The following is a 15,059-nucleotide window of genomic DNA, read 5'->3' on the forward strand; positions in this document are numbered from 1 at the left end:
GCTGCTGCTGGACGAACCGACCAACCACCTGGACGCCGACTCGGTGGCCTGGCTGGAGCATTTCCTGCACGACTTTCCCGGCACCGTGGTGGCGATCACCCACGACCGCTACTTCCTCGACAACGTCGCCGGCTGGATCCTCGAACTCGACCGTGGCCATGGCATCCCGTTCGAAGGCAACTACTCCGGCTGGCTGGAATCCAAGGCCGCCCGCCTGGCCCAGGAGGCCAAGCAGGAAGCCTCCCACGCCAAGGCCATGAAGGCCGAGCTGGAGTGGGTGCGCCAGGGCGCCAAGGGCCGCCAGGCCAAGTCCAAGGCGCGCCTGCAGCGCTTCGAGGAACTGCAGTCGCAGGAATTCCAGAAGCGCAGCGAGACCAACGAGATCTACATCCCGGCCGGTCCGCGCCTGGGCGACAAGGTCATCGAACTGCACAATGTGACCAAGGGCTACGGCGACCGCGTGCTGATCGACAACCTGTCCCTGAGCATTCCCAAGGGCGCCATCGTCGGTGTGATCGGCGGCAACGGCGCGGGCAAGTCGACCCTGTTCCGCATGCTTACCGGCAAGGAGCAGCCGGACTCCGGCACCATCGAGATCGGCGAGACCGTGCAGATCGCCAGCGTCGACCAGAGCCGTGACAGCCTGGAAGGCAACAAGACCGTGTGGGAGCAGGTCTCCGACGGTTTCGAGCAGATCAGGATCGGCAACTACGAAGTCCCGTCGCGCAGCTATGTCGGTCGCTTCAACTTCAAGGGCGCCGACCAGCAGAAGTTCGTCAAGGACCTCTCCGGCGGTGAGCGTGGCCGTCTGCACCTGGCCCTGACCCTGAAGCAGGGTGGCAACGTGCTGCTGCTCGACGAACCGTCCAACGACCTCGACGTGGAAACCCTGCGTGCGCTGGAAGAGGCGCTGCTGGACTTCCCCGGCTCCGCCATCGTGATCTCCCACGACCGCTGGTTCCTCGACCGGATCGCCACCCACATCCTCTCCTACGAGGACGATGGCAAGGTGACCTTCTTCGAAGGCAACTACACCGAGTTCGAGGCGGACCGCAAGAAGCGCCTGGGCGACGCCGCGGCCCAGCCGCACCGCGTGCGCTACAAGAAACTGGCATAAGCGCGCCCTCGAGAAACCGCCCGCCGGCGTTGCCGGCCGGCGGTTTTTTCATGCCTGGAATTCAATGAGCCATGCGCTGGGGAACATGGGAACTGCGCAGGACACCTCCATCGGCGGTACCCGGGGGGAGGCTCCCAAGCAGCATGCCTGAGCCTTCACCTAACTAAAGATGGGGGTGCATCGACGGCCGCGATGGTGTCAGCTCTGCTAGTGGTCTGCGCAGCCGATCCGTGCGCTCAATACCGCCTGCCCGGAGAGGCCGCGCCACATGGCGAAGCCCGGCGGAATCGAGTACCGGCATCGGCCGGGCGGACCAGCCGCTACCTTCGCTCGGCGCTGGCGCCTCGGGGTAGCGTTGCCGGTGGTGGCGGCTTGTGCGCTGTCTCCATCATCAGCAGTATGGCCGTTCGGCCTGTATCGCCGGCCTTGCGGCGGTACGACCGGGCGGGCCTTGAAGGGATGCGAGCGGTCGGGTGCGAATGCCAACAACAAACAAGCACGAATCATTGATCTCCCTGCGGGGGATCGGCAAGGGCTACCTCCTGGGGGGCCAGCCGTTGCAGATACTGAAAGACGTCTGCCTGGACATCTTTCCCGGAGAAAGCTGCGCGATCGTCGGCGCGTCGGGCTCGGGCAAGAGCACCCTGCTGAATATCCTCGGCCTGCTCGACCGCCCGGACAGCGGTGCCTACCGCTTCGCCGAGCACGACATCTTCAGCGTCGACGGGGACCGACTGGCGGCGATCCGCAACCGTCTGATCGGCTTCGTCTTCCAGAGCTTCAACCTGTTGCCGCGGCTGAACGCGCTGGACAACGTCGCGCTGCCCCTGAGCTATCGAGGGGTGTCGCGCCGCGAGGCGCTGGAGCGGGCCGAGGCGATGCTCGCCCGGGTCGGCCTGGCCGAGCGCGCCGGCCATCGTCCGGCGGACCTCTCCGGCGGCCAGCGACAGCGCGTCGCCATCGCTCGCGCGCTGGTCGGCGAGCCGGCGCTGATCCTCGCCGACGAACCAACCGGCAACCTCGACGCGAGCACCGCGAAAGAAGTGCTGGAGCTGCTCCTCACGCTCAACCGCGAGCGCCAGGTGACCCTGGTGGTGGTCACCCACGATCCCGGCCTGGCCGCCCGTCTCGGGCGCCAACTGACAGTGCGGCATGGCGAGGTGCACGAGGACCTGGCGGAGGCCTGCCGGTGAGCGCCAGCCCGTCGCCCCGGCAATTGCTCCACGAGGCCCTCGCCAGTCTTCGTGGGCTGGGGCGCCGCTCGCTGCTGGCGTTGCTGGGCATCGTCATGGGCTGTTCGTCGGTGATCGCGATGCTGAACATCGGCAGCAACGCGACCGACGAAGCGATGAGCATCTTCAAGGACATGGGCACCGACACCCTGGTGGTGCAGTTCCCGTTCGCCCCGCAGGCGCCGATGCCGATGCCGGCGGCGCTCGACACCGGACCGCTGCTCCGCGACGTGGCCGGCCTGGAGCACCTGGCGGCGCTGGGCCTGTACTCGGCCCCGGTGACCTTTCACGGCCGCACCAGCAACGCCAGTATCGTCGGCGCCAGCGCCGGGCTCGCGGCCGCCGCCAGGCTGCGGTTGCGCGAAGGACGTTTCCTCTCGCGCTTCGACGATCACGACACCTACGTGGTGGTGGGCGCGACAATCGCCGAAGCCCTGGGGGCGCCCGGCGATCCGCTGCGCCTCGGCGAGCAACTGACGGTCAACGACTATCTGTTCCGCGTGATCGGCATTCTCCAGCCGCAGGCCAGCGCCGCCCTCTTGCCGTTCGCCGCCAACGACTCGCTGTTCGTGCCGGCGCCGGGCATGCCGCGCCTGCAGCCGGCCGCCGAGGTCAGCCACGTGGTCGCGCGGGTCACGCCGGGAGCGGACGTCTATAGCGTCGGCGCGGCCCTGGGCGCGGCCCTGACGGCGCGGTTGCCCGGTCACGAGGCGCAGGTCCAGGTCTCGCAGCAGGTGCTCGATGGACTCAAGCGGCAGACCCGGACCTTCACCTACCTGCTGGCCGGACTGGGGATCATCTCTCTGCTCGGCGGCGGCGTCGGGGTGATGAACGTGATGCTGATGAGTGTCGCCGAACGCCGCCGGGAAATCGGCGTGCGCATGGCGCTGGGCGCGCGCCAGCGGGACATCCGCAACCTGTTCCTGATCGAGGCGGTGACCCTGACCGCCGCGGGCGCGCTGTCGGGCGCGGTGCTCGGCGTGGCGGCTGCGTATCTCTACGCCAGGTTCTCCGGCTGGACCTTCTCCCTGGCCTACGCGGCCCTGCCGCTGGGGATGGGCAGTACCCTGCTGGTGGGGCTGTTCTTCGGGCTCTATCCGGCGGTCTCGGCGGCTCGCCTGCAACCGGTCGAGGCGCTGCGCGATGAATAGGTGGGGCCTGGGCGTGCTGTGGCTGGTCGCCGTTCTTCCGGTGGCGGCCAGCGTCAACCCGGCGCTGAGTCCGGACGTACCGAGCATGGCCCGCGAGCAGGGCAGGTCGATACTGCTCAGCGAGCAGGTGATCGACCTCAGCCTGAGCGACGCGGTCTATCTTGGCCTGCGCAACAACCGTGGAATCCGTAGCGCCTACCTGCAACGGATCGCGCAGAAGTTCGACCTGCGCGTCGCCGCCGACGCCTTCAACCCGAAGCTGGTGGTGCGCGGCGACTATCGCGCCAACCGCGCCACCGAAGACCGCACGAGGAGCAGCAATGTCTCGCCCACCGCGACCCTGCTTGGCGAATATGGCACTCGCTTCAGCCTGGCCTGGGTCAAGCAGTTCCGCACCGCCGACGAGGCCGGGCGCTACCGCAGCGATGGTCTCGACCTGACCGTCGTCCAGCCGTTGCTGCGCGATGCGGGCTGGGACGTCACCACCGCGCCGCTGCGCCTGGCACGTCTCTCCGAAGACGCCAATCGCCTGCAACTCAAGGCCAGCGTGTCGCAGACCATCAGCCAGGTCATCGGCGCCTACCGGGAGCTGCTGCGCGCCCAGGAGCAGGCGCGCATCGCTCGCGAAGCCCTGGCGCGGACCCAGGAGCTGCTCGAGGTCAACCGGGCGATGATCCGCGCCGGGCGAATGGCCGAATTCGAGATCGTGCAGACCGAGGCCGACGTCGCCAGCCAGGAGCTCAACGTCGAGGAGTCCGCCAACCAGGTCGACAGCGCACGCCTGGCCCTGCTGCAACTGCTGGCACTGGACCTGTCGACGCAGATCCGCGCCAGCGATGCGCTGGCCGCCACGCCGATCGAGGTCGACCGCCAGCAGGCGATCAGGACCGCCCTGCAGCAGCAGCCGGAATACCTGCAACGCCTGATCGGCAGTCGCCAGGCCGATCTCAACCTGGTGCTGGCGAAGAACCAGCGACTGTGGGATGTCTCGCTGGTGGGCGGCGCCAGCCAGATCCGCGACCGCTACAGCGAGGGCGGCGGCGACAATTCACGCAGCTGGGACAGCTACGCCGGGGTACAGGTGGAAATTCCCATCGGCGACCTCAGCCGCCGGCAGGCCGAGGTGCGCGCCCAGGTCGACGTGGAGAACCAGAAGATCCTGATCGAGGATGCCCGGCAGACCCTGGAGCAGAACGTCATCGATGCGGTGCGCGACCTCGGCACGCGCTGGCGCCAGTACCAGATCGCCCAGCGCGCCACCGCGTTGTCGCGGCGCAAGCTGGAGATCGAGCGGGAAAAGCTGCGCGTCGGGCGTTCGAGCAACTTCCAGGTGCTGAGCTTCGAGACCGACCTGCGCAACGTCGAGAACACCCAATTGAATGCCCTGATCTCGTTTCTCAATGCGCAGACGCAGCTCGACCTGATCGTCGGCATGACTCTGGATAGCTGGGAGATTTCGCTCAATGACCACTGACCGGTTTTCCTTCCTGCGCCGGCCGGCATTGCCGCTCGCCGCCGGCCTGGCGGTTGTCGCGGCGCTGGCCTGGCTGGTCCTCGCCGGCGGCACCGCGAAACGCACGCAAGGGGAGCGCTGGGTCGCCGTGCGGGCGGCCCCGCTGGTGCATCAGATCGGCCTGGTCGGACGCCTGGAGCCGGGGCGTGTGGTGACCCTGGCGGCGCCCTTCGCCGGCAATGTCGAGGCGCTGCTGGTGGAGCCGGGACAGCGGGTCGCGGAAGGACAGGAGCTGCTGCGCATGGACACCCGCGAGATCGCCGTGCAGGTGCGCGAGGCACAGTCGGCGCTGCTCAAGGCCCGTCGCACCCTGCAGGACCTGCGCGACTGGGAGCGTGGCGAGGAGATGGCGCGGGTCCGTCGTGCCCTGCGCAGCGCGCAGCTGGCGCAGAGCAGCACCGAGCGCAAGTTGCGCGAGACCCGCGAACTGTTCCAGCGTGGGATCGTCCCGCGCAACGAACTCGACGATCTCGAACAACAGGCCAGCCAGCAGCGCATGGACCTGGAGGCGGCCCGGCGGGAAGTGGAGTCGACCCGCGCCAAGGGGCAGGGCGAGAATCGCCAGATCGCCGAAATGGACCTGGCCAACGCCAGCGTGAAATACGAGACGCTGCAGGCCCAGCTGGATGGCCGTACGGTGCGCGCGCCCTTTGCCGGTATCGTCGTCGCGGCGCCCGGCCTGGCTGGCGAGCAGGGCAGCCGCGAACCGGTGCAGGCCGGTAGCAAGCTGGGGCAGGGGCAGGCGTTGTTCGGCCTGGCCAGCGTCGAACGGCTGAAGGTATCTGCGAAGGTTTCCGAACTGGATATCAACCAGTTGCGCGAAGGGCAGGCGGTGGAAATCAGTGGTGATGGCTTCGAGGGCACCACGCTGGCGGGCGTCATCGCCGCCCTCGGTGGACAGGCTCTGCCCGGCATGGCCCAGGGAGGTAGCCCGCAGTTCGAGGTGACGGTATCGGTAGCGCCGCTCGATCCCCGCCAGTTGCAGAAGATTCGTCTGGGAATGAGCGCCAAGCTGACGGTCACCACCTATCGCAACGAACAGGCCATCGTCGTGCCGCCGGAGGCGATACGCCACGAGGGCGACCGGCTGTTCGTGGACTTTCGCCAGGCTCCCGGCGCCAGTGTGATGGCGCAACAGGTCAAGATCGGACGCTCCACGCCGGAGGGCGTGGAGGTGTTCGAGTTGCAGCCGGGTCTCGTTCGCGTGCCGTCCTCGTCCGACCGATAGTTGGCAACCTAACTTTGGGTTGGCCTGTTCGCTTCGCGAGCTGCCAATTCTGGTAGGTATGCCCCGTCATGGTGCGTTTCTTCCCGACGCGGATGTTGACAGAGGTATCAGGATTCCTTCGTGGCGACGCTTCGTCCGCTCTCCACGGCATTCACCGACCTTCCTTCGGAAGGGCAACCCCCTTCTTTCGCTAGGCTTTTCCAGAGCCGCGCTGACCGTACTCTGGCCCCCGTCGTTGACTGGTCCACTGCCCCCTCGCGGTGTTTGTCAGCCCTGTCAGGCCTGCGTTCGCGGAGGTCGGCCAGGCGGGCATTCCGAGGCGCGGCGGGTTGGCAAACCTATCGGATCTTTCCGATATCCGGTCTGTCCCGGCTCGTCGTGGGGACCGTCAGCGTCGGCACCGGATAGGACTCATGAGGTAAAGCCTCTCCCGAATCCCGGTACGCACGGCCAAGGCGGGTGGTGTGGTTCGCCTGGCAGGTGGATCGGACGGGAAGGCACAAGGTGGTCGTGGGGGCGGGTCGGCGACGATCCTGCCGCATGATCAAGGCTCGGCAACCGCGGGTGTTGCCAACTCACTGGAAGGATACAAAACAATGAAATCCATCAAGTCCCTGCCGTCCTTTGCTGCTCTTGCTCTCTGCCTGAGCGTTTCGTCCATGGCCAGCGCGGCCACCATCACCCCGGTCAACTCGGCCTTCACCGCACCCGGCACCATCAGCGTGAGCTCGCCGGCGTCGCTCAATCTGCCAGTGACCTGCAACATCACCTTCAAGGGCACGACCGCCGCCGATGGCTCCTATGCCTCGATCGACAGCGTCACCGTCAGTGGCAGCAACACCCTGTGCAGCGTGCCGCAGATGACCGGCCTGCCGTGGAAGCTGACCGTTTCCAGCACCACCGCCGGCAAGGTCGATGGCGTCGGCTTCAAGATTCTCTCCTCTACCTGTGGCCCGAGCACTGTCAACGGTTCCTGGAGCAACGCCACCAACACCCTCAGCGCCAGCAATCAGTCGCTGGCTGGCAACTGCAAGATCAACAGCCTGAGTGTGCAGCCGACCCCGGCCTTCGTAGTCAACCCGTAATCCGGGCTGCCGCTGGCGCCCTCGGCGCCAGCGGTTTCGCGCTCCCGCTGCCAGGCGTCCTTCGCGGGCCGGCAGGTCCGAGGGAGTTTCCGCCGGAGGCGGCGCAGAACCTCGTTCGCACATGGAAAACGGTCTGGGGGTGGGTGTCCGCCAGGACGCTCAAGCAGGCCGACCATCGTGCCCCGTGCACTAGCAGTCCACCAGGGGTGAAACCTTGAACAACAAAAACGATATTTCCTGCCTGTTTGCCAGAAAACCATTGCCATTGCTCTGCGCCCTGATCGTCGGCGGACTGTTCGGCACGTCCCAGGCGCAAGCCGGCGGCTTCATGGTGCCGACCACCAACACGGCGGGCTGGGGCCGTGCGATGGCCGGCGGCTCGCTGTTTCCCAACGATCCGAGCGCCGCGTTCAACAACCCGGCGGCCATGGCTTTCATCGACAAGCGGATCGCCCAGTTGACGGTCAACTACGCCGATATCGACATCAAGTACAACGGTGATGCCTACGACTACCAGGGTAATCCCATGACCGGTGGCTACCAGGACGGGCCCGGCACCCCCGAGCTGGGTACCAACGATGGCGGCCAGGCCGGATTCGGCGCGTGGCTGCCGACCGGCTTCCTGGTCGTACCGATCAACGACCGCTTCGCCTTCGGTCTGAGCCAGGTCGTTCCGATGGGAATGCGCAGCACCTGGGACCCGAACTGGAAAGGCCGCGATTTCGCGGTGGACACCAAGATCGAGACGATCGGCCTGACCGGCTCCCTGTCGTTCAAGGTCAACGACAACTTCTCCCTGGGCGCCGGGGTGATCATCCAGCGCACCTCCGGCTTCGTCAGCCAGAACCTCGATCTCTATGCCTCGGCCGCCAACTCCCCGGGCATGGGCGGGATTCCGTTCCCGGCCTCGAACTCGTCCGCGCTGATGCGGGTCAAGGTGGACAACACCTCGCCCGGCTTCTTCGCCGGCGCGGTGTGGAAGCCGACCGACCGCGACACCCTGGGCTTCGCCTACCACGCGAAGATCCGCAATAAGCTGAAGGGGCACTACAACCTCTACGACCACGACGGTGGGCTGACCGAGGGCGCCATCGAGGGCGGCACTCCGGGCCTGGCCTATCCCGGCCTGGACCTGCGGATGGGCGCTTCCGCCTCGGCGCGCCTGGATATCCCCGCCTACGCCTCGCTGGATTGGGTACACCAGTTCAACGACCGTCTGAGCCTGGGCGCCAGCGCCACCTGGACCGAGTGGTCGTCGTTCCAGGACCTGACCCTCAAGTCCCACGGCAACACGATCGTCTCCATCCCCTACACCTACCGGAACACCTGGACCCTGGCGGTGGGCGGCGACTACAAGGTGACCGACCAGTGGACCATGCGCGCCGGGGTCGCCTACGACCAGACGCCGACCCACAATGCCACCCGCGACCCGCGGATTCCCGACGGCGATCGCTACTTCGCCTCCCTGGGCGCCGGCTATCGCTTCCAGTCGATGCCGGAGTTGTCGATCGACGCGGCCTACTCGCGGCAATTCGTCAAGGAGGTGCCGTTGAAGACGGTCAACCAGGATCGCCTGGGCGGCGGGCGCCTGGATGGCAGGGCAACCAGCAAGGGACAGGTGTTCAGCCTGTCCGCGACCTACGACTTCTAGACCCGGCCGTAGGTAGAGGAAGGGTCTCCCCCTGGCGGGGGAGGCCCTTTCGCATCTGGCGCCGGGTGCACGCAAACGGTGCTTTCGTCGCCCGTCAACAGTGCGTGGCCTGCGCGGGAGGCAGCCTGGTTCCGGGCGCGCGCTCTGGCCCGAGCCGTTCTGGCGGACCCGGAAAGTTTCAGTTTTGCACCATAAAGATTCATCAATGCGTCATTTCGCACTTTCTAGGTGCCGCCTGGCTTGTTAGAGTCACGCGCAAAAAATTGTTCACAAAACTAGAAACCGGTGAGAAAAATGACGCAATCCGTCGACGCTTTCCTCGAGCGCCTGAAGCGGCGCGATCCCGATCAGCCCGAATTCCACCAAGCGGTGGAAGAGGTGCTGCGTTCCCTCTGGCCGTTCCTCGAGGCCAACCCGCACTACCTGGAAGCCGGCATCATCGAACGCATCGTCGAACCCGAGCGGGCGATCCTGTTCCGCGTACCCTGGGTCGACGACCAGGGCCGGGTACGGGTCAACCGTGGCTACCGGGTGCAGATGAGCAGCGCTATCGGCCCGTACAAGGGCGGCCTGCGCTTCCATCCCTCGGTCAACCTCGGGGTGCTGAAGTTCCTCGCCTTCGAGCAGGTCTTCAAGAACTCCCTCACCACTCTGCCCATGGGCGGCGGCAAGGGCGGTTCCGACTTCGATCCGAAGGGCAAGAGCGACGCCGAGGTGATGCGTTTCTGCCAGTCGTTCATGAGCGAGCTGTACCGTCACGTCGGCGCCGACCTGGACGTGCCGGCCGGCGACATCGGCGTCGGCGCGCGTGAGATCGGCTACCTGTTCGGCCAGTACAAGCGCCTGTCCAACCAGTTCACCTCGGTGCTGACCGGCAAGGGCCTGAGCTACGGCGGCAGCCTGATCCGCCCGGAGGCGACCGGCTTCGGCTGCGTCTACTTCGCCCAGGAAATGCTCAAGGATCGTGGCCGCGGCTTCGACGGCCAGCGGGTGGCGATCTCCGGCTCGGGCAACGTCGCCCAGTACGCGGCGCGCAAGGTCATGGAAATGGGCGGCAAGGTGATCTCGCTGTCCGATTCCGAAGGCACCCTGTATGCCGAGGCGGGGCTCTCCGACGAGCAGTGGGAATACCTGATGGAGCTGAAGAACGTGCGCCGCGGGCGCATCCGCGAGATGGCGGAGCAGTTTTCCCTGCAGTTCCTCGAAGGGCGCCGGCCCTGGGGCCTGGCCTGCGATATCGCGCTGCCCTGCGCGACCCAGAACGAACTGGATGCCGAGGATGCGCGGCGCCTGTTGGCCAACGGCTGCGTCTGTGTCGCCGAAGGCGCCAACATGCCCTCGACTCTGGAAGCCGTCGACCTGTTCCTCGAGGCCGGTATCCTCTACGCGCCGGGCAAGGCGTCGAACGCCGGCGGGGTGGCGGTGAGCGGTCTGGAGATGTCGCAGAACGCCATGCGCCTGCGCTGGAGCGAGGGCGAGGTGGATACCAAGCTGCACGGCATCATGCAGTCGATCCACCATGCCTGCCTGCTGTACGGCGAGGAGCAGGGGCGGGTCAACTACGTGAAGGGGGCGAACATCGCCGGCTTCGTCAAGGTCGCCGATGCGATGCTGGCGCAGGGCGTGGTCTGAGGTCGTCCCATAGAGGAAAAACGGGGCTCCAGGGAGCCCCGTTTTTCCTTGTGGCGGTTATTCCGCGGGACGCGGCGTGGTCTCCGTGCTGGCCGGCAGAAGCGGATATTCGACGCGCGGCTGCTGGCCGCTCAGGCTGTGCAGGAAGGCGACGATGTTCTCCACGTCGTCCGGCGCCAACTGCTTGCCGAGCTGGGCGTTGCCCATGATCGCCACCGCGTCCTTGAGTTCCCAGACCTGGCCGCTGTGGAAGTACGGCGCGGTGAGGGCGACGTTGCGCAGGGGCGCGGCGCGGAATACGTACTCGTCGCTCTGGGTCTTGGTCACGGCGAAGCGGCCCTTGTCGCCGCTGGGCAGGACGCTGGCGTCGGGCTTCTTCACCAGGCCGAACGGGAAGTAGGCCTGGCCGCCCAGGTTGATGCCGTTGTGGCAGGCGCTGCAGCCACTGTCCATGAATGCCTTGAGGCGCCTTTCTTCTGCTGTGCGTCGAGCGCCTTGTCGTCGCCCTTGAGATACAGGTCGAAGGGCGAGTCCGGAGTCACCAGGGTCGCCTCGTAGGCCTCGATGGCCAGCGCCATGTTGTCGAAGCTGACCGGCTTGCCGGCCTTGGGGAAGGCCTTGCGGAACGCGTCCACGTATTCCGGGATGCTGCCCAGGGTCTGTTCGACCAACTGCGGGGTACTGTGCATCTCGACGCTGTTCTGGATCGGGCCCTTGGCCTGCTCCCCCAGGTCCTTGGCGCGGCCATCCCAGAACTGCGCGGCATTGAACACGGCGTTGAAGACCGTCGGCGAATTGCGTGGCCCCTTCTGCCAGCCGTGACCGACCGACGTCGGTACGTTGTCGGCGCCGCCGGTGCCGACGTTGTGGCAGGTGTTGCAGCTGAGCACATGGCTGCGCGACAGGCGCGGGTCGAAGAACAGTTTCTTGCCGAGTTCGCGCTGTTGCTCGCTGATGGGCTGGCCGCGTAGCTCGGTGACCTGCTCGGGGATGGGTTTGAACAGCGCGCTGGCCTGGTCGTGCAGGGCATCGGCCAGGGCGAGGGGCGTGACGAACGACAGCAACAGGCTGCCAAGCGGGAGCAGTTGCGAGGACTGCATCTTTTTTTCTCCTTATCAGGCGTTACAACCGGTCCTGTGAGGAGAGGCCAGCGGCGCGCTGCCCGGCTTGACGTGGATCAAGTGCACCGGGATCGGTGCTGTGGATGGTTGTCGCAGCGTGCATCAGCGCTCGCGCAAGGCCCTGGCCAGCGCGCGGTCGCGGTCGCGCTGCCAATCGTCGTCGCGGTCGTTCCACTGGCGTTCCTCGAAACGCCGCCGCTCTTCGCTCCGCGCCATCGACCTGCATTGCTCGAAGCCGTCGCCCCAGCCGCTGGCGTAGGTCGCCTCGCGCAGGTAGCGGAGAACGTCCTTGCGGAATTCGCCGCTGATCGAGCCGGCCGCCTGGCGGCCGCTACCGCAGCCGTCGTCGAAACCGTCGGCATAGGCGGGCGGGTAGCCTTGGGCGAGCAGGTGCTGGTGGGTGCTTTCGCAGCCGCCGAGCAGGGTGGCGGTGAGCAGGAGCAGGGCGAGGACAAGCACGCCGAGACGCGAAGAAGACATGGCTGGGACTCCTCGACCGCCGGGACGGGGCTCCCGGAGGTTCGCGCCGGGCCCGCTGGCAGGTCCGGCGCGAGTCTAGGTCGGCATTGGTGAGGAATTCGTCAAGCCGATGTGATGACGATGCGATGACCGCCGCCGTCCAGCGCCTGGTCGCCGATCCTTACCGGCAGGAAGCGTTGGATAACCCGGCGGTTGCTTTGCAGATGGGCGCTCAGCGCAGCGCGTCGATGACGATCTGCCGGGAGAGCAGCCGCTGTTCCTGCAAGGCCTGGAGATGCGCCAGCAGTTCTTCGCGGCGCGCCGCCGATGTGGCGTAGTCGATGGCGCTGCCGCGCCGCTCGCGCCAGGCGAACAACAGTCGCTGCCAATCGTCCGCCGCCAGGCCGGGGCGGGCCCGCAACAGGTAGTCGAGCTGCTGCCAGTACGGTTTGAGCGCCAGCAGGAGGTCGGCCCGCTCGAGCCGGCCGGAGTCGAGCAGGCTCCGCAGCTCATCGTCCAGGCCCTGCGGGCGTTCCTGTGGCGCAACGTTGCGCAGCCACCGCAAGGCGCTGGCGAAGACCTTGGCGGAGGGATCGTGCAGGGCTGGCAGGCAGGCTTCGCCGAGGTTTTCGGCGTGCAGCGCGGAAAGGCTTTCCAGCGCTGCGCCGCGCACCTGCTGTGACGGGTGGCGCAAGGCTTGCCGGGTCAGCGGCAGGACCGCCCGGGCCTGCCGCTCGCGGGCCAGGCCGAGCAGGCCCAGCCACTCGCGCTTGGTTGCCGGTGTCGAAGCAAGCCGTTCGGCGAGGACCCGGTCGACGTCCGTTCCGGCGTTTTTCGCCAGGTACTGCGCCAGGCCGCGCACGCTCGGCGAAGCGTCGAGCAGCGCCCTGGCCATGATCGGTTGCGGCAGCGAGCCGGCGCCCAGCGCCCGCTCGTACAGGTGCAACGCCTGGGCCCGAAGGCTGGCGCTGCTGTCGACGAGCCCGCGCTCCAGCAATCCGGTCGCGCTGGCCTGCGGCAGCTCCGCTGTCGCCAGCAGGGCGAGGCGGCGGACGCTCGGGTCCTGGCTGCGCAGCGCCCGTTCGAGGACCCCGAGCCGCGCGTCCTGCTCCAGGCGCAGCAGGCTCTCCAGGAGAAAGCGCGCAGCGGCGGCACGTTCGTGCAGTAGGGCTTCGAGGACCCCTTCGCGTTGTTCCGGGGCGGCCAGCAGCGCACGCACCTGCTCCAGCAGGGCGGCATGGTCGGCCCGGCTTTTCCTGCCCAGGGCGACCAGTTGCGGCAAGGCACCGAGGAGGGCGGGTACCTGCTCGGGAACCAGGTAGTCCGCCAGGCCCGCCATGGCGGCGGTCCTGACCGGGCCGACCCAATCGTTGACCCGCTCGATCAGCGCCAGCAGCGCCCCCGCCGCGGGGTTGGCGCCGAGCGCGAGGACCGCGGCTTCGCGAACGAAGCCGTTGTGTGCGCGGCTGAGTTCGATCCAGTCGGCGTCGTTTTCCCACAGCCGGCGTTCGACCAGGGCCAAGGCCTCGCGGCGCTGACGCTCGCTCCAGGTGTCCGTGAACTGGGCCTGGCGTTGGCGCTCCAGCCAGAGCTTCAATCGTTGCATTTCTCTCATCCTTTCACGCACACCACCTGACGCAGGGTGTGCAGCACTTCCACCAGCTCGCGCTGGGCTTCCATGACCCGGTCGATGTCCTTGTAGGCCATCGGGATCTCGTCGATCACGTCGGCGTCCTTGCGGCATTCGACGTGGGCGGTGGCACGCGCCTGGTCGGCGACGCTGAAGACCTTCTTCGCCTTGGTCCGGCTCATGGTCCGCCCGGCGCCGTGGCTGCACGAGCAGAACGCTTCCTGGTTGCCGAGGCCGCGGACGATGAAGCTCTTCGCCCCCATCGAGCCGGGAATGATGCCGAGCTGGCCCTTCTGCGCGGACACCGCGCCTTTGCGGGTGACCAGTACCTCCTGGCCGAAGTGGCGCTCCTTCTGCACGTAGTTGTGGTGGCAATCGACCGCCTCCAGGTTGGCTTCGAACGGCTTGCGGATCACCTGGCGCGCCGCCTCGATCACCGCGTGCATCATCAGCGCGCGGTTCTGCCGGGCGAAATCCTGGGCCCAGCCGACCGCTTCCACATAGTCGTCGAAGTGCCGGCTGCCTTCCTCGAAGTAGGCCAGGTCCTTGTCCGGCAGGTTGGCGATGTGCTGGCGCATGTCCGCCTTGGCCAGTTCGATGAACAGGTTGCCGATGGCGTTGCCGACCCCACGCGAACCGCTGTGCAGCATGAACCAGACGCGGTCGGCCTCGTCCAGGCAGACCTCGATGAAGTGGTTGCCGGTGCCGAGGGTTCCCAGGTGCTGGCGGTTGTTGGTCTTCTCCAGCCTCGGGTGCTTGTCGGTGATCGCCTTGAAGCGACCGGCGAGCGCCTTCCAGGCCTGGTCGGCCGCCTCCGGTACCTCGTGCCAGGCGCCGCGGTCGCGGCGGCCGAAGGTCTTGCCGTGGGGTACCGCCTGCTCGATGGCGCTGCGCAGGCCGTGCAGGTTGTCCGGCAGGTCGGCGGCGACCAGCGAGGTGCGCGCGGCGATCATTCCGCAGCCGATATCCACGCCCACCGCGGCCGGGATGATCGCGCCGAGGGTAGGGATCACGCTACCGATGGTCGAGCCCTTGCCCAGGTGTACGTCAGGCATCACCGCCAGGTGCTTGAAGATGAAGGGCATCTTCGCCGTGTTCAGCAACTGCTGGCGCGCTTCCTCCTCCACCGGGACGCCCTGGGTCCAGAGCTTGATCGGCTTGCCGCCGGCCACTTCGAGGATATTCATGTCTTTCATCGTGCTTTCCTTGTGCTCCGCGCCGTCTTGTCGACGGCGCGGCT

11 protein-coding genes and 1 pseudogene are annotated in these 15,059 nt (G+C 67.1%); 8 read left to right on the plus strand and 4 right to left on the minus strand.

Features of this window, described 5'->3' with window-relative positions; genetic code table 11:
* The 8 genes from ettA to gdhA form a co-directional block, all read left to right on the plus strand.
* The coding region (gene ettA / locus HMPREF2886_RS04920) for an energy-dependent translational throttle protein EttA (protein ID WP_083318522.1) at positions 1–1,117 on the plus strand (1,117 nt) is incomplete at its 5' end.
* Between the two features lie 506 nt (positions 1,118–1,623).
* Entirely contained in the window at positions 1,624–2,310 is a 687-nt protein-coding gene (locus HMPREF2886_RS04925) for an ABC transporter ATP-binding protein (RefSeq protein WP_079753964.1), read from the plus strand.
* Entirely contained in the window at positions 2,307–3,500 is a 1,194-nt protein-coding gene (locus tag HMPREF2886_RS04930) for an ABC transporter permease (RefSeq protein ID WP_033972941.1), read from the plus strand. The genes HMPREF2886_RS04925 and HMPREF2886_RS04930 overlap by 4 nt, the downstream gene beginning before the upstream one ends.
* Complete coding sequence (locus tag HMPREF2886_RS04935) at positions 3,493–4,974, plus strand: TolC family protein (protein ID WP_033972940.1); 1,482 nt, start codon at positions 3,493–3,495, stop codon at positions 4,972–4,974. The genes HMPREF2886_RS04930 and HMPREF2886_RS04935 overlap by 8 nt, the downstream gene beginning before the upstream one ends.
* Complete coding sequence (locus HMPREF2886_RS04940) at positions 4,964–6,241, plus strand: efflux RND transporter periplasmic adaptor subunit (protein ID WP_033972939.1); 1,278 nt, start codon at positions 4,964–4,966, stop codon at positions 6,239–6,241. Before HMPREF2886_RS04935 ends, HMPREF2886_RS04940 begins: the two co-directional genes overlap by 11 nt.
* Positions 6,242–6,837: 596 nt before the next feature.
* A complete protein-coding gene (praA, locus tag HMPREF2886_RS04945; protein ID WP_003094820.1) occupies positions 6,838–7,326 on the plus strand; it encodes an alkane oxidation protein activator PraA in 489 nt (162 codons plus the stop codon).
* A 259-nt stretch (positions 7,327–7,585) separates the two neighbouring features.
* A complete protein-coding gene (locus tag HMPREF2886_RS04950; protein ID WP_003123403.1) occupies positions 7,586–8,977 on the plus strand; it encodes an outer membrane protein transport protein in 1,392 nt (463 codons plus the stop codon).
* Between the two features lie 294 nt (positions 8,978–9,271).
* Entirely contained in the window at positions 9,272–10,609 is a 1,338-nt protein-coding gene (gene gdhA, locus HMPREF2886_RS04955; protein WP_003094817.1) for an NADP-specific glutamate dehydrogenase, read from the plus strand.
* A gap of 57 nt (positions 10,610–10,666) precedes the next feature.
* Here the strand turns inward: gdhA and ccpA are convergent.
* The 4 genes and pseudogenes from ccpA to HMPREF2886_RS04975 all read right to left on the minus strand — a co-directional run bounded on the left by ccpA (position 10,667) and on the right by HMPREF2886_RS04975 (position 15,015).
* Positions 10,667–11,709, minus strand: a pseudogene (gene ccpA / locus HMPREF2886_RS04960) (cytochrome-c peroxidase CcpA).
* Positions 11,710–11,832: 123 nt separating this feature from the next.
* Positions 11,833–12,210, minus strand: coding sequence for a hypothetical protein (locus HMPREF2886_RS04965; RefSeq protein ID WP_070746904.1), 378 nt, complete (start codon positions 12,208–12,210; stop codon positions 11,833–11,835).
* Positions 12,211–12,421: 211 nt separating this feature from the next.
* The gene (locus HMPREF2886_RS04970; RefSeq protein WP_052435812.1) at positions 12,422–13,795 is read right to left on the minus strand and encodes a hypothetical protein; all 1,374 of its coding nucleotides are present in this window, start codon (positions 13,793–13,795) and stop codon (positions 12,422–12,424) included.
* A gap of 5 nt (positions 13,796–13,800) precedes the next feature.
* Positions 13,801–15,015 (minus strand): RtcB family protein, encoded by a 1,215-nt coding sequence (locus HMPREF2886_RS04975; protein WP_003119410.1) that lies wholly within the window; start codon positions 15,013–15,015, stop codon positions 13,801–13,803.
* Between the last annotated feature and the right edge of the window lie 44 nt (positions 15,016–15,059).

Origin of the sequence: Pseudomonas sp. HMSC066A08, assembly GCF_001813025.1 — a bacterium.
Taxonomy (GTDB): domain Bacteria; phylum Pseudomonadota; class Gammaproteobacteria; order Pseudomonadales; family Pseudomonadaceae; genus Pseudomonas; species Pseudomonas aeruginosa.

Bases quoted from the DNA above. Each gene is read 5' to 3' on its own strand.
- HMPREF2886_RS04935 (WP_033972940.1), top strand. From the start codon at position 3,493: ATGAATAGGTGGGGCCTGGGCGTGCTGTGGCTGGTCGCCGTTCTTCCG.
- HMPREF2886_RS04940 (WP_033972939.1), top strand. From the start codon at position 4,964: ATGACCACTGACCGGTTTTCCTTCCTGCGCCGGCCGGCATTGCCGCTC.
- praA (WP_003094820.1), top strand. From the start codon at position 6,838: ATGAAATCCATCAAGTCCCTGCCGTCCTTTGCTGCTCTTGCTCTCTGC.
- gdhA (WP_003094817.1), top strand. From the start codon at position 9,272: ATGACGCAATCCGTCGACGCTTTCCTCGAGCGCCTGAAGCGGCGCGAT.
- HMPREF2886_RS04965 (WP_070746904.1), bottom strand. From the start codon at position 12,210: ATGTCTTCTTCGCGTCTCGGCGTGCTTGTCCTCGCCCTGCTCCTGCTC.
- HMPREF2886_RS04970 (WP_052435812.1), bottom strand. From the start codon at position 13,795: ATGCAACGATTGAAGCTCTGGCTGGAGCGCCAACGCCAGGCCCAGTTC.
- HMPREF2886_RS04975 (WP_003119410.1), bottom strand. From the start codon at position 15,015: ATGAAAGACATGAATATCCTCGAAGTGGCCGGCGGCAAGCCGATCAAG.